Here is a 17,352-nt window from a genome sequence, read left to right on the forward strand (position 1 = left end):
CCCGCGGAGCGGGTACCTGAGCGCTGCGCGCTCAGGAGAGACCGGCCTCGCTGCGCTCGGCCGGGGTGCCTTCGGCACCCTGCCCCTCCGCTTCGCTCCGGGGCAGTGAACCGCCTCGCTGCGCTCGGCGGGGCTCGGCTTCGCCGAGCCATGGCCGGCCCTTCGGGCCGGGGTCCTTCGCTGCGCTCCGGACCTGTTCGGCTTTCGCTGCGCTCCAGCCGAATGGCCTGCTTTGCAGGCCTGAGTGACTCCGTTTCACGGAGTCCGGGCCTCCGGCCCGTTGGGCGGGTCCGCTCCGCTCCCCCACCCGGGTCCTTCCGGCTTCGCCTTCAGGACCAGCCCGCTCCGCGGGCGCCGGCAGCAACGTCAGTGGTGCCGGTTAGATTTTCTCTTGACGGGGTCGGCAGCGAAGCCTCCAGCACTGGAAACCCAACGGCAGAAACCTCCTGGGCCTGCTTGGGGGCGGCCACGGCCTAACCGGCGACCGGGGCAAAAGGGCCATGCAGACGCTTGCCAGCACCGGTCCCGTCACCATTCAGAAGCCGCTTCAGGGCTGGCATAGGCTGTACAGGCGCGGTGGGGGTAGGTAGCGCAGAGGTCGACGCGCCCCCCTGCAAGGGGGATGACGCCGGTTCGAATCCGGCCCGCCCCACCGCGTGCTCTCAAGATGACCCCGTTTCACGGAGTCAAATCCTGCGGCCTGTTGGGCGGGCTTGTCCTCAGACCCAGTACCCGCCGCAGTTGGCGTCGCATTCGCAGGGTTGTGGTTCCACGTCCGGTGCCAGGATCAGCGGGCCCAGTCTCCGCACCAGTTCTTTGTCGTCCAGGTGGCCTCCGAACCGGTCCCAGGAGGCGATGAACCGTCCGGGGGCGAGTCCGAGGTCGAAGACCGTCGTAAACGTCGAAATAATGCAGAAGGAGATCGCGCCGTCACGGTCGACCGGATCGCTGATGCGGGTCTCCAGGTCGCCTCTCAGACAGGTGAGCATCTCCAAGCGTGGACGCCCCTCCGATCGCCTTCTGGCGCAGCGCCTGCTCGATCTCCCGCTGCTCGGCTCCGTAGCCCATACCCCACCCCTTCGAAAGAACCAGCCTACAAAGCAGTGATTCAAAATAGTGCCCGGCTTTAGACAGGAAAAGATGGCATGGTGCACGTCGGGTCCTGCGAGCGCGTGCCGGTGGACGTCACGTTCCAGGCAGGTTGATGAGGTATCCGTCGCGGGAGTTCTCACGCATGGTGCGCGCCAACTCGGAGATGTGTTGTGCCTGGGTGGCAGACAGTCGGCGCACCTCCCACAGCAGCGCCGCGGCGTCCACGGCCTCCGAGCTGGGAGGGCGTGGCACATCGCTTAGAACAATGCCCGTCAGTGCGGCCAGTTCGTCGGCATCGATCCCCAGTAGAGCGGCGAAGTCCGTCACCAAGTGGGGCGTCAGTTCCTTGCGCCCAGCCCCGATCACACCGTAAGTGGCCGCCGACAGGTATGTGGGCGTCACCACCGCCAGCGTCTTCGCTATGCCCATCCAGTCCAGATTCCGGTACTGGAACATGCGGACGACCGCACCGCCCGGACCGCCGGTGAGCGGTGCGAGCCGCTTGGGGACGAATCGGGAATGCCGTGCCTCCTGTGGCAGTGCACGGATGAGCTTGAGGAGTTCACGTCGGCCCGCCGCTGGGAGGTGCACCGCATCCATCACTACGTACGGCACCCACCGCGAGGCTGCGGTGTGTAGCGGCGCCATTTCGTTCGGGACCTCCAGTCCCGCGAGGATGAACAGATCGACGGCATGGAAACCCAGCGCAGTCGCAAGGCACCGGAGCAGCCCCTCGCTCGGGGTCTTCCCCGCGAGCACTGCGCGTACCTCGACGGTGCCCAGCCCGGCCCGGTCGGCCAGCTCCTGCACAGTGAGCTTTCTGTGGTCCAGCAGCCGCGCGAGCATCGCGCCGAAACCAAGGTGCCCCGTCATCCCAGCAGCCTACTCAGAAGCGCTTGCAAGGCGTCAGTCCCCCGTTGCGGGCGTGCGGGTCCACCGGCGGATGGCAGTGATGCCACAGTGGTGTCCGTACCGATGTGTGGAGAGGTGCCATCCGTCGTACTCGCCGCGTGTGCCGAGGTGTTCCTGATCGGCCTCTGGGGCAGCCAATGGGCATGGTCACACACGCAGCCATGCGCGAGGCCGGTGAACCTCGGACGGGCGTTCGCCGTACGGCTGCCCTCAGTGGAGAAACGACCTGGTCCTTGATGTGCAGGATCGCTGCCCGCTACGGCCAGGAACCCGGCTGCCTACTCGGCCACTGGCGGTGGAAGAACCACCAGCCCCGGCACCCTGGCGGCACGCTCCGCGCGGACGCGGAAGTCCTGCTCGGTCCGGCGGGCCGGGATGTGCTGGTCGAACTGAGCAGAGTCAGCCAGGAGACGCTCAGGCGTGCGCTGCCGTCCTGGGGCAGCGACGATGACGGACTCTCGGCACAGGGAGAGGGAGACGCCCCACAGGCGCTCTGGCGCGTTGGTGGTTCAGTCATCGGGCCGGTCGCGTTCGGCTGCCGGCCGTGCACGGCACGGCGCACCGGGCAGTCGCATCGCGCGGTGCGTTACGCCGAACGCTGGGATCGGGTCTGCACGCGGCATGGTCTCTGGTTGCTCGACGCAGACGCCGACCAGCAGTTGGAGAATCTCGACCTGCGGAGGGTCCCGGAAGTCGTCGGGGCGCAGCGGCGGTGGGGTGGGGTGTCCCGCCGGGCGCGGCGCGCCGGGGTGGAGCCGGCCGAGGTGTTCGCTCTGGCTCGGGCAGTCGTGTGCCGGTGGTGGGAGCATTCTCTGCACTGGGAGCAGGAACGGATCTGGCCGCGTCGTCTGGAGCAGGTCGACGGCCATGAGGCTCGTGGGGACGTTGACGTTGGCGGGCCATCGCGCGGGACGCGGTGGTCTTCCCCGAGATCGTCGCCGTGGCCGACGTCCTGCTGGGCCCGGTCGCCGAAGAACTGGGTGGACCGACAGCGGGAGAGCGGGACTGCCCCGCCCGCTCCCTGGGGAGAGCCGGTTCGGCCGCCATCTTTGCGAGCAGGTTGGACGTCCCTGGCTCGGGCCGCTGGTCGCGACGGATGGTGGCCCGCTGATCACGTGGAAGGCCGCCGTCATCCGCTGGCTGGCAGGATGAGTCGGCTGTACGCATCGTCGTGGTCGGCAACGGCTGTGCGCTGCCCGGCCTGCCGGACGGGGTCACCGCGGTGGAGCTGGCGGAGAACCTGGGGGTGTCCGGCGGCCGGAACGTCGCCTGGCAGCGGCTGCGGGAGTTCGGGGACGTCGACGTACTGGTGGACCTGGACGACGACGGGCTGCTCGTCGATGCCGATGTCGTGCGACGCATCGCTGACCTTTACGAATCCCAGGCTCGTCTCGGCATCGTCAGCTTCCGGATCGCCGACGAGACGGGCCAGACCCAGCGCCGCCACATCCCCCGCCTGCGCGCGAAGGACCCGATGCGGCGCGGCCTGGTCACGACGTTCCTCGGCGGGGGCCACGCGCTGTCGATGCCGATGCTGGAGGAGACGGGCGGCTGGCCGGACGCGTTCTTCTTCACCCACGAGGAGACCGACCTCGCCTGGCGCGCGCTCGACGCCGGCTGGGACATCCTCTACGAGCCCCAGCTCGTGCTCCAGCACCCCCGGACCTCTCCCGCCCGGCACGCCGTCTACTACCGGATGACCGCCCGCAACCGGGTCTGGCTCGCCAAGCGGCACCTTCCCGCCCCCCTCGTCCCCGCCTACCTCGGCGTGTGGATCGTGCTCACCGTGGCCCGGACACGGTCGGCGGCCGGACTGCGGGCCTGGTTCGGCGGGTTCGCCCAGGGCGTTCGGACCAGCGGCGGCGAACGCAGGCCCATGCGGTGGCGCACCGTCCTACGGATGGCACGGCTGGGCCGGCCGCCCCTCGTTTAGGACTGCGACACGGTCTGCGCGAGCCAGCCACGCGCGGCGTACGGGACGTTCTGCCACGCCACGTAGCAGGCCACCCCGTCGGCGATGGCCACCCGCGACTGACGAGCCGTCAGCTTCGTAGCTGCATGGCGGGATTTCGTTGCTGCGAGGGCGCCGACCGAACCCACGCCATCGCCGGCGTGGACCATCACGGGTCGGCGGCACCGCCCATGCGCTACGGGATCAGTGAGTGTTGACCCCGTTGTGCTTTCACCCATTGAAATCCTGGTCGGATGCCCTCCTGTGGCGCTCCCGTTCCCTTTCACGGCAGTGAGAGCCGCCGTACATCGCCAGCGGGCTTATCCCGTGCAGGGGACATTGCCAGGCCGTGTGTCGGAAGTGATCTAGTGACCTGGTTCGGAAAGTCTTCGACAGGTCGCCCGGCTTTCAGGCACAGCCATCAGCGGTGTCAAGACGTGCCGCACCTCGGTCGCTAGCCGACGGAAACGACCCGGTCGGGCCGACCGTTTGGGGCGATGGTCACTTCGTGGACCGCGCCTGCCTGGGTGGTCATGCGAATTCGGTCGGGAGCCGTCCACACGGTCTCGCTGAGCGCATTGTCTTCGGAGTCGCCGTTGAAGCAGCCGACACTCCAGCGGCGTTCCAGCGGTGGTTTCCCCTCGTCGACGTAGACGCACCAAACCGGGTCAAGAGAGCCGCTCCGCGCCACCACGAGCAGCTGGCGGTCGCCGCGATCGGGAGCCGGCTCAGTCTTCACCTCCTCGTCCGAGCCACCGAACGCAGCCGAGACAAAGCCGCCGAGAAGCAACGTCGGTGCGCCGATGACGAGCAGCGTGGCGACCAGAGGCACCCGCAGTGAGGACTTCGTCAGCCCCAAGAGGACTGCCCCGGTCAGCGCGGCCAGGGCGAGCCGTCCCAGCAACAGGACGTACTCACGGATCCCGATCAGCAGGACCAGCGAGCCCCCGTCTCCCGACTCAAGTCCCGCCACGGCCGTAGCACCGAGGACGACTGACACCGTCAGCAGCAGGAAGGCCCACGGTCTGCGATACCGAGTGAAGTTCATGATCCCCCAAACGACATGGATCACGCAGCATAAGAGGGAAGGCACGACAGAGGCCAGGGCCGATGGGCATGGGTCACAGCCACTCGTTGATGGCTGCGATGAGGACGGTCGCCTCATAGCGGACGGCGAGTCCGGTAGGTTCGCGGCCAGCGAAGGAGCGCTGCCGGCACGGGCGGCGGCCCGCCGCTGCAACCCTTCAGACGACAGGGCGCCAGCCTCGCTGTCCCACACGAGCAGTTCCCCATCGAGGACCAAGCCGTGCGGCAACTGCGCCTCCGCAGCCGCGACGAGATCGGAGAACGCGCCTTGGACCAGAGCGCCGCGGCGGGTCTGGAGCAGCACCCGCCCACCCGGCCCGGCCGCGGTGAACACCAGCACCCGATACCCGTCGAACTTCTGCTCGATGGCCAGGTCGCCCGCCAGGCCGCCGGATCCGGGGGACGGACTCGGCGGCCTGGGCGAGCATCGGCTCGAGGGGCGAGAGCAGAGGCACTCGGGGTGGCCTCCTTCGCCGCCGCGTCGGGCCTGGCACGCTCAGCATGACCGGCGGGCCGGGCCCAGGACCGGCGGGCGCTGCCGAACGGGCCGGTCCTGTCGCCCGAGCTGCTGCTACTCCTGCGGCCATTTCCTGCGGGTCCTTGCCCCTCGCACCACGAGCACGCCAGTTGGCGGATGAGCACCGTACTTGGCGGAGCTGAGCGTTCTGGTCGGCGGGCCGGTGGCTGTCCGCCTTCTCATCGGGACCAGCACGCCAGCCCCGGCGAACAGGGCCAGGGAGGGAATCCGGAATCAATCGGTTTCCCGTTCCACCGGCAGCCATAGCTCGGCCTCCGCCTCGGTGCCGTCCGCCGACATTCGCGTACGAAGGATCTCCGGCCCGGGGCGGCTCCGGTACGGGTTGGATGGGAACCACTCGGTGAACGCATCACGCCACAGCGCCTGGATCGCCTCCGGCGCCGGCCCCGAGGTGGTGAAGACCGCCCATGTCCCGGCCGGCACGGGCAGCGTGGCCATGCCCTCCGGCGCGGACGCCGAGGTGACAACCCCGTGGTAGTAGTCGAGGTCGGTGCCCTCCGCCCGGCTGGGATCGAGGTCGTCGCAGACCGCGAGGATGCCGTGCGGCTCCTGGTCGGACAGCTTCTCCAGCAGCTCCCTTGCCTGGTCGCCGATCCCGCGGACGAAATCGATGATCGCCTGGTTCGGCCCCGAGTGTACGAGCGGCACCCGGGCCTTCGCCCCGACGACACTGAACTCCGGCTTGTGCACGACGCGGTAGCGCATGCTGCTGCTCCCGTCGACGATGAGGCGGAAGGTCATCCGGGGCTGGGAGCTGAGCGCCGCGCCGGTGCGCCGCGCCTCGCCGGGCCCGACGCCGTGCACCACGCGGAACGCCCGCGCGAATGCCTCGCCCGAGCCGTATCCGTACCGCACCGCGATCTCCAGCAGCGTCCGCTCACAAGCCAGTACCTCCGCGCCCGCGATGGTCAGCCGCCGGCGCCTGATGTACTCCGACAGCGGCATCCCTGCGAGCGCCGAGAACATCCGCCGCAGGTGGTACTCCGAGGTGGCCGCGACCCGCGCCAGCTCGCCTACGTCGACCGAGCTGTCGAGCTGCCGCTCGATGCGCTCCATGGCCTGATTGAGCCGCTCCAGCACGCTCGCCTCCAAGATCTCCGACCATCGATTCAATCAGGCGAGGTCCTGCACGCCGCACCCGAGAAAAGCGGTGCGGCAAGTGTCGGGTGACGGGGACGGGCGGCGCCGCACGATGGAGGCATGGACGACACGATTTTGGTATCTCGCTTCCTCCGCGACGGCTTCGTCAAGCTGGAGGGCGCCGTCGCGCCCCGCGTGGCCGCGAGCTGCACGCGGCTGCTGTGGCGGGAGACGGGATGCGACCCGGACGACCCGGAGACGTGGACGCAGCCCGTGCACTGGGTCGGCGGGATGGCACAGGGACCGTTCGCCGCCGCACCCAACTCCCCGGCCCTGCACCAGGCGTACGACCTGCTGGTCGGCGCCGGGCGCTGGGAGCCGCGCTACTCGCTCGGAACCTTCCCGCTGCGCTTCCCGCACGATGAGGAGCCCGGCGACGCGGGCTGGCACATCGAGGGCAGCTATGCGGTGGAGGGCGAGACCTGGCCCTTTACCAATCTCCGCTCACGCGGCCGGGCCCTGCTGATGCTGTTTCTGTTCAGCGAGGTCGGGGAAGAGGACGCCCCGACTCGGATCCGGGTCGGCTCCCACCTCGACGTGCCGAAGGTGCTGGAGCCGTATGGGGAGGAGGGTGCGAGCGGCCTTGCCATCGCGCCAGACCTCGTAGCGGCATCCGCCCACCGGCCTCTCGCCCTCGCCACCGGTTCCCCGGGGGACGTCTTCCTGTGCCATCCGTTCCTGGTGCACGCGGCACAGCCGCACCACGGCGCGCGGCCGCGCTTCATGGCCCAGCCGCCGCTGATGCCGACCGCGCCGTACGAACTGGAGCGGGCCGACGGCGCGTACTCACCCGTGGAGATCGCGATCCGCCGGGGCCTGGGGCAGGCCACCCCCGGTCCCGACGGGGAGGACGCCGGACCCGGCGACCAGAGGGCAAAGCTCCGCCAAATCGAGCGCTAGGGCGTGTCCGCAAAGTGGGTTGGTCGTTACGCCGTTCGTGGTGCGACGTCATGAACTGACTGATCAGGCGTGGGCGGTGATCGAGCCGCTCGTGGCCCCGTCCCGGATGGGTCGTCCGGTGCGGGACCGTCGGCAGGTCCTCAACGGGATCCTGTGGAAGCTGTCCACAGGTGCGGCCTGGCGGGACCTGCCCGAGCGGTATGGACCGTGGAAGACCGTCTACGAACGGTTCCGCCGCTGGTCAGCGGACGGCACCTGGGACCGGCTCCTGTCCCACGTCCAGCAGCACTCGGACGCGGTCGGCGAGGTCGACTGGTCGATCGCGTGTGTCGACTCGACGATCGTGCGGGCCCACCAGCATGCGGCCGGGGCCCGAAAAGGGGGCCCTGGACCGGTGAAGCACTCGGACGCTCCCGCGGCGGGCTGAGCACGAAGATCCACCTGGCCTGCGACGGCCAGGGACGCCCTCTCGCGTTCACGGTCACCGGCGGGAACGTCAACGACTGCACCCAATTCGAGCCCGTGATGGCCCGCATCCGCATCAAGCGCCGAGGGCCCGGCCGGCCCCGCACCCGTCCGGTCCGGGTGGTCGCCGACAAGGGCTACTCGTCGCGGAAGATCCGCGCCTACCTCCGCAGGCGCGCCATCGCCTGCACCATCCCCGAACGCGTCGACCAGATCAGCGGACGCCTGCGACGCGGTGAGAGCCTGTGCCGCCTCGACCGTGGCGTCTACCGGCGCGGCAACGTCGTCGAACGCTGCTTCAACAAGCTCAAGCAGAACAAAGCCCTCGCCACCCGCTACGACAAACGCGCCCGCCACTACAAAGCCCTGGTCACCCTCGCATGCCTGCGGCTATGGCTCCCAGCAGACATTGCGGACAGGCCCTAGGACATCGGGTGAGGGTGATGTCTGCGAGGACGGCGAAGCCCCGCCAGGTTCCTGGCGGGGCTTCGCCGGTCGGCGCGGCTCGTGTGCGCGGTGGTGCAGTGGTTACGGGGGGCGGGCATGGGAGGACCTGGGACCCGGCGCTGCGGGCGCGGAGTGGGGCGGGGACGGAGGGTGCCGGGGAGGTCCTTGGACGCTTTGCTTCGAGGACCGCGTGCTGCTGGTCGTTGCGTACCGGCGGACCAACTTGGCCGTCTCGCGACGTGAAAGGGCATGCCCTCGGCCCGGCGCGCCGCCCTGGCCCGCCGCTCCAGGGCGCTCAACTCCTCATAGAGAGCCGTGGCCTTCTCCGTCATCCCCCGCTCCGGTCCCCGTACGTGCCCGCTCGTGCCCGCTGCGGTCACGCCGGGTAGCCATTCTGCGTCGGGCGTTCAAGACGCGTTCGGTCCGGCCCCCGAAGGGCTCGCGCCGGCCCGCCCCCGGTTCGTCGGCCACTTCGCCGGCATCATGCTCGACGGGGAACAGGTCGACCTTGCCTCCCTTCCCCTCCGGCTACCGGGCCCGGCGCCCGAAGTCATGGCGACGGACCTTGACGCGGTCGACACGGTGCTGTCCGAGCGGGCGTCCCAGCTCGGGGTGGACTTCAGGCGCGGCGTCGCGGTCTTGACCGTCTAAGTGGTCGACTCTCGAAATCCCTTGGGGGTTGCCGCAGTGGTGGGTGCCGTGCCAGAGGCCGGGAGGATGCCTGGGCGGTGAGGCGGAGCTCGCATGTGTGGGCTAGGACCTCCTCGGTGGTGCGGGCGCGGGCAGTGGTTCGGGTGGGATCGGGGCACTGCGGGATGGGGTCCGTGCACCACTGGACAGATAATCTCTGCACAGATAATCTATGGACAGAACATCTAGTCGAGGAGACCACTCATGTGGGAGTACGAGCACAGCATCGAGACCAGCGCCACCCCCGAGGCGATCTGGCGGCTCTGGGCCGACGTTGAGAACTGGGGCACGTGGAACGCCGAGATCGAAAAGATCGAGATGAGTGGCACGTTCGCGGCGGGCACGCAGATCACGATGACGCCGCCCGGGGACGGCCCGGTACTGCTGCGCATCGCCGAGGCGGTCGAAGACGAACTGTTCGTCGACGAGGCCAGCTTCAACGGCCTGCTGCTGCGCACCACCCACCAGATCGACCGGATTGACCAAGACCGGATCCGGGTGGTGTACCGGATGGAGATCACCGGTACCGGCGCCGACGAGGTCGGCCCGCAGATCGGCCCGGGCATCACCGCCGACTGGCCCGACACGATGGCCGCGCTGACCGAACTGGCTCTGAGCTGATGCCCCTCAGCCCCGGCGACAGCCCCGGATTTCTGCTGTGGCATGCCACCCTGCGCTGGCAGCGTGACATCGCCGCAGCTCTGGCCCCGCTCGATCTCACCCATGTGCAGTTCGTGCTGCTCGCCTGCGCCTGGTGGCTCAACACCCAGGGCGAGCATCCCAACCAGCTGGCTCTCGCCCGCCAAGCCGGCACCGACGTCAAGATGACCTCCCAGGTACTACGCACCCTGGAACACAAAGGACTCATCGGGCGTGAAGTCGACCCGGCCGACACCCGCGCCAAACGACTGCGCGTCACCGGCGCCGGCGCCGACCTGGCCCCACGCGCGATTGCCGCCGTTGAGCGCGCCGACGCGCGGTTCTTCCAGCCGGTGCCCTTCGACGACGCGGTAGCCCTGCTCAGCCGCCTGGCTCATCCCGAATCCTGAAACGCCCTCACCGACAACCGCAGGCCACCGAGCCCGAACCCACCGGTCGGTGGCATCTGCAACAGGCCAGCCCCACCGTCCCCAAAGGAACGGCCGCCTTCCTCTCATGCCTGTCACCCCCGCCGTGGCCGTCGTGCTGACCCCCTTCGAGCGCCACCGGCTGAAGAAGATGGCCTACGGTCACAAGACCCCGCATCAGGCCCGGCAGCGGGCAACCATCGTGCTGCTGGCGGCCCGAGGGTGCCCCAACTCCCGGATAGCCGCGCAGACGGGGATGCACGTGGACACGGTGCGCACCTGGCGGAGCCGGTTCGCCGGCGGCGGCCTGCCTGCCCTGTCCGACCGCAGGCGCTCGGGGCGACCGCCCTCGTTCACCCCGCTGCAGGTCGCCGAAGTCAAGGCGCTGGCCTGCCAGTTACCCGCCGAGACCGGGACCCCGCTGTCGCGCTGGTCGTGCCCGGAACTGGCCCGCGAGGTGGTCGCCAGGGCCATCGCCCCGGCCATGTCGGCCTCCACGGTGCGCCGCTGGCTCAAGGCCGACGCGATCAAGCCCTGGCAGTACCGGTCCTGGATCTTCATCCGCGACCCGGACTTCCGGATCGGGCCGGGCCGGCCACGCGTGCGGCCCGACCGCGTCATCGGCGACAAGGGCTACACCTCGAAGGCGATCCGAGCCTGGCTGCGGTGCCGCGGCATCGCACACACCATCCCGGAGCGGTCCGACCAGGTCCGCAACCGGGCCCGGCGCGGCAGCCCAGGCGGCCGCCCGCCCGCCTTCGACAAGCAGGTCTACAAACGCCGCAACCTAGTGGAACGGTGCTTCAACCGCCTCAACCAATGGCGCGGCATCGCCACCAGGTACGACAAGACCGCCCAGTCCTACCGAGCAGCCGGCACCCTCGCATCACTCCTGATGTGGGCGTGACACTTTGACGACAACTCCTGCCGCCCGGGCGGTCCACCGCCCCGGCGTGTGGACGTCAGCCGGACGCGGTTAACTGGCCGGTGCCCACGACCTTGAGGAGGGCGAGGCGTTCGGCGGTGTCGCTGCCGACGGGCGGGGTGTACAGGACGACGCGCTGGTCCCCCTCCGGGGCCAGCAGGACCTGGCAGTCCAGTTCGACCGGGCCGATCAGCGGGTGCAGGACGCGCATCCGCGATGCCCGGCGCACGGAAACCTCGTGCAGCTCCCACAGGCAGGCGAACTCCTCCCCGAGCTCCAGAAGCCGCTCCACCAGGCGCGCCGCGGCGGGGTCGCCGGCGCGTCGGCCCACGGCCGCCCGCAGGTCCGCCACATGCAGTCGGCTGTAGTACTCGTGCTCCTCCACTGGGTACGCGGCGCGCTGGGCCGGGTCGGCGAACCAGCGCCAGACCACGTTGCGGCCGTGCTCGGACACCGAGCACATCCCGCCCAGCAGAGCCTCGGCTATCGCGTTCTGGGCCAGGACGTCACCGAGATCGCTGATCACCTGCACCGGCGTGGCCGGCATCTGATCCAGCAGGTGCAGCAGTCCCGGGCTCACGTGGTTCTCCGGCCGTCCGAGCGGCGGGCGCCGTCCGGCGGGCGGGCGCGCAGTGCTTGGCCGTCCGGTGGCGGGGTACCGGTGATGTTGGTGACGAGGTCGGTACACAGGTCGCGCAGTTTGACGTTGCGGTGCTGGGAGGCGGTGCGCAGGATCGCGAAGGCCTCTTCCGCGCTGCAGCGCTGCTGGCCCATGATGATTCCGGTGGCTTGGTCGATGACGCTGCGGGAGGCCATGGCCGTCTGTAGGTCGGCGGCGAAGACGCGGGCGTCGGCGATGCGTTGGGCCAGTGCGATGGCCCCGGTTGCCTGGGCGGCGAGGGCTCGCAGGTCCGTGAGGTCGGCGTCGGTGACGGCGTCCGGCTTGCCCGCGTAGATGTTCAGGGCGCCGGCAGCGTCGGTGTGTGCGGCGATCGGCAACGACAGTGAGGATCGTGTCCCGAGGGCGGCGGCGTAGGCAGGGTACGGACCCCAGCGCGTTTCGCCGAGCATGTCGGCCACCGGCACTTCCTCGCCCGTGCGCAGGGCCTGCAGGCACGGCCCGTCGTCCTGTCCGTACTGTGCTTCGTCGAGTTCGGGGGCGTGCTTGCCGGTGCTGACGACGGTGATGGGGCGGCGACCCTGGCGCTCCAGGGTGATGCCGCAGCCTTCAGCCGTCGGCACCAGTGTCAGAGCAGCGTCGGACAGGCTCTGAAGGAAGCTGTCCAGGGAATCGGTCTCCAGCAGGATCGAGGTCACATCCGGCAGACCGGGCGTGGGAGCGACGGACATGATCAGTTTCCCTTTCAGGGCCAAAGCCCGCAGATGGTCAGCGCCCCGTGCCGCCAGGAGCCTGCGGAACCCAACCCGAAGGGACATCTCCAGCGCGACCGGCCGCCAGCGCCCGCCCCGAGTCGTTGCCCCTGTACGCCGACGTGGATGCGGCTGTCGTCGCCGCCCAGGCGCAAGCCCCCGACGGCCCGAAGTGGAGGGCACCGGTCGAGCCATCCCACCACCCGGCGCCCAAACCGGACGGCTTCGTCTGATTCCCGACCTGGCCTAACGATCACCCTGACCGTACCCACCACACCCCACACACGGCGGCCGGTCAGCCGCGCCGTAGCCGTTGGCGCCCGCTGCCCGCTGCCCGGCCAGGAACGTGCAGCGGATTCGGCCTCTGGGGCGCCACTCCATCACCGGCCCGACCGAGTCACTGGTGCTCGGCGCACCAGCCCCCGGGACGACGCCACCGCAGTCGTGCCGTTTGCACGCACACGGCTCCCCGGGCCCGGCTACGGCATCACGCGGCGCGCCGACGCAGCCACCGAGGCGCCGCCCCGAAGGCCGCCCAGCCCCCGCCCGGAACAGCTCCGCACACCCTCGCGGCCGCTACCAGGGGCTCAACCCCCGAGAGCGTCGCTGACGTCGTCGGGTCAGCCCTCTAGGCGGAGTGGATGTCCGCGTGATGCGGCGATGTATTGGGTGACGGCGTTGCAACCTGCCTCGACACGTCGAGGCGCAGTGTGCCCGTGCGGCCGACCGCGCCCAGTCGGCCCGCGGCACCGGGGCGGCCCAGAATGAGGATGTGGGGGCGGGCCAGGGCGCCGGTGATCGCGCCGATGATGGCTTCGGTGGTGTCGCGTCTTCTGATCTTGGCCCAGGCGCGGCGGCCGGCCTGATACGGCGCCCCCATGGGCTTGACCACCACCCCTTCGAGACCGGCACGTCGGTCCAGGACTCCACCCAGTCCGCCGCCGGGCACAGCGTCCACGACGAGGACACGGCGCGGGCGGCGAACAACACCTCCAGGCACCGTCTCCTCTCCGCGAACGGGAACCCGGTCAGCTCGATGGCGTCGGCTTGGAGGACGTCAAAGGCAACGTAGAGGGCAGGCAGGCGGGCGGCGAGAGCACCGGCATTACGGGCCCGGGAGACGGCCCGGCGCTGCAAGCCCTCGAACGACAAGGACCCGGCCTGCACACCCCAGACGAGGACCTCGCCATCGAGGACCAAGCCGCCGGGCAGCCGGCCGGCGGCCGCCACCAGCTCAGGAAACGCGTCCTGGACCAGCGCGCCGCGGGGAGTCTGGAGCAGCACCCGCCCACCCGGTTCGGACGGGGTGAAGACGAGCAGCCGAAAACCGTCGAACCTCAGCTCATACGCCAGACCCGGCCCCGAACGGGGCGGTGTCGGGATCGTCTCCGCGGCCTGCGCCAGCATCAACACGACCGGCGGCCTGAGCACCACCTCCCCACCATCCACCGGCCCCCACCCCCAACCCTGGGGCGCGCCGAACCGCACGCCGGCGGCGGACGCCGTACGGCCGAGCACAGAGGGGTGACCAGTTTGATCGCTGCGCAGCGGGCTGTTGCGAGGATCAATCCCCGGCGAAAAGGAGTCACCGCTCTACCGACCCTCGGGGCTGGCCTCCCCCGCTCGCGCGGCGGCCGCCGCCTCCAGCAGGAGCCAGCCGTCGACTTCCACGGCCCGCCGCTCCCCCGGTTGCCACCCCCGGGCGAGTGCCACGTCGAGCAGTGCCCGGACGGCGCCCGGCTCGTGCAGGTTCAGGTCTGGGCCTTGGGTGAAGCCCACGTCCCCGGAGCCGAAGGGGGCGCCGCCCGGGACGTACCGGCCGGGCCCGTCGGCAAAGACAATGCGCAGCGGGCCGCCGGTGTCGGCCGGCTGCGGGGACAGGGTAAGGATTTGGCGGCAGTCCACGGACCGGCCCTCGTGGTCCTTGCGATGGCTGTGACGCATCGTCCATATGTACACGCGCCTTTCGGCGACCAGCCGACGGGGCTTCTTCGGATGGCGAGGCATGCAGCCGAGGGTACGCGGCTTGATCCGCAAGACATCCCGAGCCGTGATCAAGCTTCGATGAAGTCGTCAAACGTCGGTGAGACCGGTCAAGGTCGATGAGACGGGTGACCAGGCCGGGCGGTGCAGGCGATCACTTGGCCGGTAAACCGAAGATGCACTCTCTTGGGAATGTCAGCTTCCACAGCGCTCTAGGAGGCCCACCCCCACCACCCCCGCCACCGCGCCCTCGCCCGGCCCCTCACCTGGGATCCCAGCCAAAAGCCGACCCTGTACCCGCTGACCTGTTAACCGCACCCTCTGGTCCGTCAGAGCCACCGGCTGATCGATGGGGCTCCGGGCGGTCCCCGGCACTCGGTCAATAACGCCGGTGGTGGCTGGGGCGTGCTTGGGGTTGAGATCCCGGGGGGGGACAGTCCCCCGGTGGTTTCCTTTCTGGCTCATGCAGCACACCTCTGAGATCTTTCTCAGCCACGAACTCGCAGTTCAGGTTCGCGGCACCCAGATCCGCGCCGGCCAAATTCGCGCGGCGCAGGCACGCATCGCTCAGGTTCGCGCCGCGCAGGTCCGTCCTGTTCAGGTTGGCCCTGCTCAGATCTCCACGGAGCATCACGCTGACTTTATGCAGGTCACCTTCATGCAGATCGACGCGCGTGGTGCCGTCGTTGTCACTGTCTCTGGATGTGAGAACGCTGACTGCCGCGGTGATGCGCTGGTCCGGATCGTTTCCCCATCCCCTGGCTTCGGCTTTGACCTGTGGGAGCGGATGAAGGATGACAGCCGACATCACGGGTTCAAACAGTAGCGCGCTCAGTCACATCAGCCGGTGATCGGTGTGACTGAGCGCGATACCTGGCCTGGTTGGACAACTTCGATGCACAGCATCGGCTGGTCGCCATGCGCGGCCGGTGTCACCACCGAGCGCGCAGCACGCCGTCGCTGTCGGGAAGGACGGCACAGAGCAGCGGTTGGCGTTCGTCGGCGTACAGGGGCAGGGCACAGGCGGCCCGTGTGCCGGCCACCATGGCGGCGAGCTCCTGGTACTCGGTGTCGTCGACGATCGCGTGGCTGATCGTTCCGTCCTGCGCCTCCCAGAGGAACTCCACGGATCCCTCCTCGGGCAGCGCGGCGAGGACCGCGCCAACGTCGGGGCTGAGGTCAGGCCAGACGGTCAGCACTGCGCGCGGGCCGAGACCGGCGCGCACTGGGTCGAGGTTGTCCGCCGTGAGGCGGTGCCAGCGTGCGGCGTTGCGGACGTAGGCCTCCTCCAGGAGCAGCGTCTGCCGTGAGGCCAGCTCCGTGCGTACGCACGCCCAGAAGCCCTCGTCGGCGGCCTCCGTCACGTCCGGTTCGTCGAGTTCCGCAGCGTACGGCGAGGTCGTCATCGGCTCCGGGAAGAGGCCGAGTTCCTTTGTGCGGGCAACGGCGTCCGCGCAGGGCCGGTCACTTCCGACATACACGTACTGGTCCCACCCGACGTGCACAGTGAACACATCGCTCACCTCCAGTCGGCACCAGGCACCGTTGCCGCGGAGCATGGCCCGGACCAGCTCCAGAGCAACTGGAAGGGAGACCTCGGCCCCGTCGTGGTAGCCGGTGAGGTCGGGTGAGAAGAGCCCCCCGAGGCCGTACCCTTCAATCGGCGGCTCCGCCCCAAAGTGGACGAAGCCGGTGACCGCCGGCTCGCGGATCTCCAATCGGTCGACGTCCGAAGCCTCCGCAAAGGCGGCGACCGCCGCCAGGTACGCCGCTTCGACCGGCCCGTGGTCACTGACCGTGTCCTCGGCACCGATGTAGTGGCCGCGTGCGTCGCGGTCGGCGGGGTCGTACTTGGTGATCTGGTGGACGAACGCTGGCGGCATGCTGCTCCCTGGACGGTCAGAGGGGCTGCCAGCGTAGTTCCCTGTCCATCCAAGAGAGGCGGTGCCCCGTACACGTCCCCTGTCGTTCCCGCGGCATGACAGCCCGGAAGACAAGTCGCTGCGGCACCCGCCAACTGCGATGCGGAGCCTGCGAATCCAGTGCTCACCGACGCACGACCAGACGGCCCGGCCCGGCACCGCAAAAGCGGCGCCGGCCGGGCCGTTCCCGCGGCGGACCGCCGCGGCAGACCTGGACGTATCGCGCGCGTTGCCCTCCCCGACCACGGCGGCCGCGATCCCCGACCCGCCCCAACGCGCTGGTCATCTGCGGCAGCACGGCAGACGGCGGCACCCACTTCGGCGACGCGAAAGATTTGGCGACGTCCTCCCGCGCTTTCGGTGACGTCTCGATGGCCTACGGCCTGGACCCCGTGGGGTAAAAGCCCGCGAAGACCGACGGGTACGCACATACTGGAGCGCCAGGGGGCAGAGCCCCGACACGGCGCAATGGAACCCGAGGCCGGTCCGCAGCCAGGAAGCGGCAACGACCCCGCCTGCACTTCGACGGTCAGGACCTGTGGTGTGGCATACACCGACACTGCCGGCAAGCCCCAGCTCAGCCGGCGCATCAACGTAACAAGCACCTCCCCCGGTACCTGGAGCACACCCGTCCCATCGGAGACGAAACACATCCCACCGTCCTGGGCGCCCCGGCGTCAGCTGCGTCAGCTGCGTCAAGGGCACCGGGTGCCGGTGGGGAAGTCCCTGGACAGCCGCACCGCCGAGCAAGCGGCGTGGGGTCACCATTCCGGGGACGAGCGCGAGCGGCTGCCTCGCATTTCGGGTACCGACCAGCGTCTCGACTGGGGATCGGGGGCGCCGCCGCAGCGCCGCCCCCTGGC

Annotated in this window: 16 protein-coding genes, 1 tRNA gene and 2 pseudogenes; 8 read left to right on the top strand and 11 right to left on the bottom strand. The window is 69.7% G+C overall.

Annotated features, from left to right (window positions below):
* Positions 1-579: 579 nt before the first annotated feature.
* Positions 580-652, top strand: a tRNA-Cys gene (locus tag ACIP5M_RS08235).
* A 67-nt stretch (positions 653-719) separates the two neighbouring features.
* Here ACIP5M_RS08235 and ACIP5M_RS08240 read toward each other — a convergent pair.
* Positions 720-995 (bottom strand): hypothetical protein, encoded by a 276-nt coding sequence (locus ACIP5M_RS08240; protein WP_401193592.1) that lies wholly within the window; start codon positions 993-995, stop codon positions 720-722.
* A gap of 190 nt (positions 996-1,185) precedes the next feature.
* On the bottom strand, positions 1,186-1,965 hold the full coding sequence (locus tag ACIP5M_RS08245) for a helix-turn-helix domain-containing protein (protein WP_401193594.1): 780 nt from the start codon (positions 1,963-1,965) through the stop codon (positions 1,186-1,188).
* 1,183 nt (positions 1,966-3,148) lie between these two features.
* Between ACIP5M_RS08245 and ACIP5M_RS08250 the strand changes: the two are divergent.
* Positions 3,149-3,937: pseudogene (locus ACIP5M_RS08250) on the top strand (glycosyltransferase family 2 protein); the annotation flags it as partial.
* 472 nt (positions 3,938-4,409) lie between these two features.
* Here ACIP5M_RS08250 and ACIP5M_RS08255 read toward each other — a convergent pair.
* Both ACIP5M_RS08255 and ACIP5M_RS08260 read right to left on the bottom strand, forming a co-directional pair.
* Complete coding sequence (locus ACIP5M_RS08255; protein WP_401193597.1) at positions 4,410-5,381, bottom strand: hypothetical protein; 972 nt, start codon at positions 5,379-5,381, stop codon at positions 4,410-4,412.
* A 411-nt stretch (positions 5,382-5,792) separates the two neighbouring features.
* Positions 5,793-6,659: a GyrI-like domain-containing protein gene (locus tag ACIP5M_RS08260; RefSeq protein WP_401195031.1), complete on the bottom strand. Its 867-nt coding sequence runs from the start codon at positions 6,657-6,659 to the stop codon at positions 5,793-5,795.
* A 120-nt stretch (positions 6,660-6,779) separates the two neighbouring features.
* Between ACIP5M_RS08260 and ACIP5M_RS08265 the strand changes: the two genes are divergently transcribed.
* The 6 genes from ACIP5M_RS08265 to ACIP5M_RS08290 all read left to right on the top strand — a co-directional run bounded on the left by ACIP5M_RS08265 (position 6,780) and on the right by ACIP5M_RS08290 (position 11,195).
* Positions 6,780-7,619: a phytanoyl-CoA dioxygenase family protein gene (locus ACIP5M_RS08265; protein ID WP_401193599.1), complete on the top strand. Its 840-nt coding sequence runs from the start codon at positions 6,780-6,782 to the stop codon at positions 7,617-7,619.
* A gap of 40 nt (positions 7,620-7,659) precedes the next feature.
* Positions 7,660-8,510, top strand: a protein-coding gene (locus ACIP5M_RS08270; protein ID WP_401193602.1) for an IS5 family transposase whose coding sequence is annotated in 2 segments (ribosomal slippage) — positions 7,660-7,999 and positions 7,999-8,510 — 852 coding nt in all. Because the reading frame shifts where the segments join, the coding sequence is not laid out codon by codon here.
* 384 nt (positions 8,511-8,894) lie between these two features.
* A complete protein-coding gene (locus ACIP5M_RS08275; RefSeq protein ID WP_401193604.1) occupies positions 8,895-9,182 on the top strand; it encodes a hypothetical protein in 288 nt (95 codons plus the stop codon).
* 243 nt (positions 9,183-9,425) lie between these two features.
* Entirely contained in the window at positions 9,426-9,842 is a 417-nt protein-coding gene (locus ACIP5M_RS08280; protein ID WP_401193606.1) for a polyketide cyclase, read from the top strand.
* Positions 9,842-10,270: a MarR family winged helix-turn-helix transcriptional regulator gene (locus ACIP5M_RS08285; RefSeq protein WP_401193609.1), complete on the top strand. Its 429-nt coding sequence runs from the start codon at positions 9,842-9,844 to the stop codon at positions 10,268-10,270. Before ACIP5M_RS08280 ends, ACIP5M_RS08285 begins: the two co-directional genes overlap by 1 nt.
* Before the next feature lie 160 nt (positions 10,271-10,430).
* Positions 10,431-11,195, top strand: coding sequence for a helix-turn-helix domain-containing protein (locus ACIP5M_RS08290; protein ID WP_401195033.1), 765 nt, complete (start codon positions 10,431-10,433; stop codon positions 11,193-11,195).
* Positions 11,196-11,250: 55 nt separating this feature from the next.
* Here ACIP5M_RS08290 and ACIP5M_RS08295 read toward each other — a convergent pair whose 3' ends face one another.
* The 7 genes and pseudogenes from ACIP5M_RS08295 to ACIP5M_RS08325 all read right to left on the bottom strand — a co-directional run bounded on the left by ACIP5M_RS08295 (position 11,251) and on the right by ACIP5M_RS08325 (position 16,450).
* On the bottom strand, positions 11,251-11,793 hold the full coding sequence (locus tag ACIP5M_RS08295; RefSeq protein WP_401193612.1) for a hypothetical protein: 543 nt from the start codon (positions 11,791-11,793) through the stop codon (positions 11,251-11,253).
* The gene (locus ACIP5M_RS08300) at positions 11,790-12,563 is read right to left on the bottom strand and encodes a GAF and ANTAR domain-containing protein (protein ID WP_401193613.1); all 774 of its coding nucleotides are present in this window, start codon (positions 12,561-12,563) and stop codon (positions 11,790-11,792) included. Before ACIP5M_RS08300 ends, ACIP5M_RS08295 begins: the two co-directional genes overlap by 4 nt.
* Before the next feature lie 649 nt (positions 12,564-13,212).
* The gene (locus ACIP5M_RS08305; RefSeq protein ID WP_401195106.1) at positions 13,213-13,542 is read right to left on the bottom strand and encodes a hypothetical protein; all 330 of its coding nucleotides are present in this window, start codon (positions 13,540-13,542) and stop codon (positions 13,213-13,215) included.
* 80 nt (positions 13,543-13,622) lie between these two features.
* A pseudogene (locus ACIP5M_RS08310) lies at positions 13,623-13,991 on the bottom strand (ATP-dependent DNA ligase); the annotation flags it as partial.
* 186 nt (positions 13,992-14,177) lie between these two features.
* A complete protein-coding gene (locus tag ACIP5M_RS08315; protein WP_401193616.1) occupies positions 14,178-14,591 on the bottom strand; it encodes a hypothetical protein in 414 nt (137 codons plus the stop codon).
* A gap of 355 nt (positions 14,592-14,946) precedes the next feature.
* Positions 14,947-15,375, bottom strand: a complete 429-nt coding sequence (locus ACIP5M_RS08320) for a pentapeptide repeat-containing protein (protein WP_401193618.1) — start codon at positions 15,373-15,375, stop codon at positions 14,947-14,949.
* 124 nt (positions 15,376-15,499) lie between these two features.
* Positions 15,500-16,450, bottom strand: a complete 951-nt coding sequence (locus tag ACIP5M_RS08325) for an RNA-binding protein (RefSeq protein ID WP_401193620.1) — start codon at positions 16,448-16,450, stop codon at positions 15,500-15,502.
* Between the last annotated feature and the right edge of the window lie 902 nt (positions 16,451-17,352).

It is taken from the genome of Streptomyces sp. NPDC088762, assembly GCF_044750905.1.
In the GTDB taxonomy this organism is placed as follows: domain Bacteria; phylum Actinomycetota; class Actinomycetes; order Streptomycetales; family Streptomycetaceae; genus Streptomyces.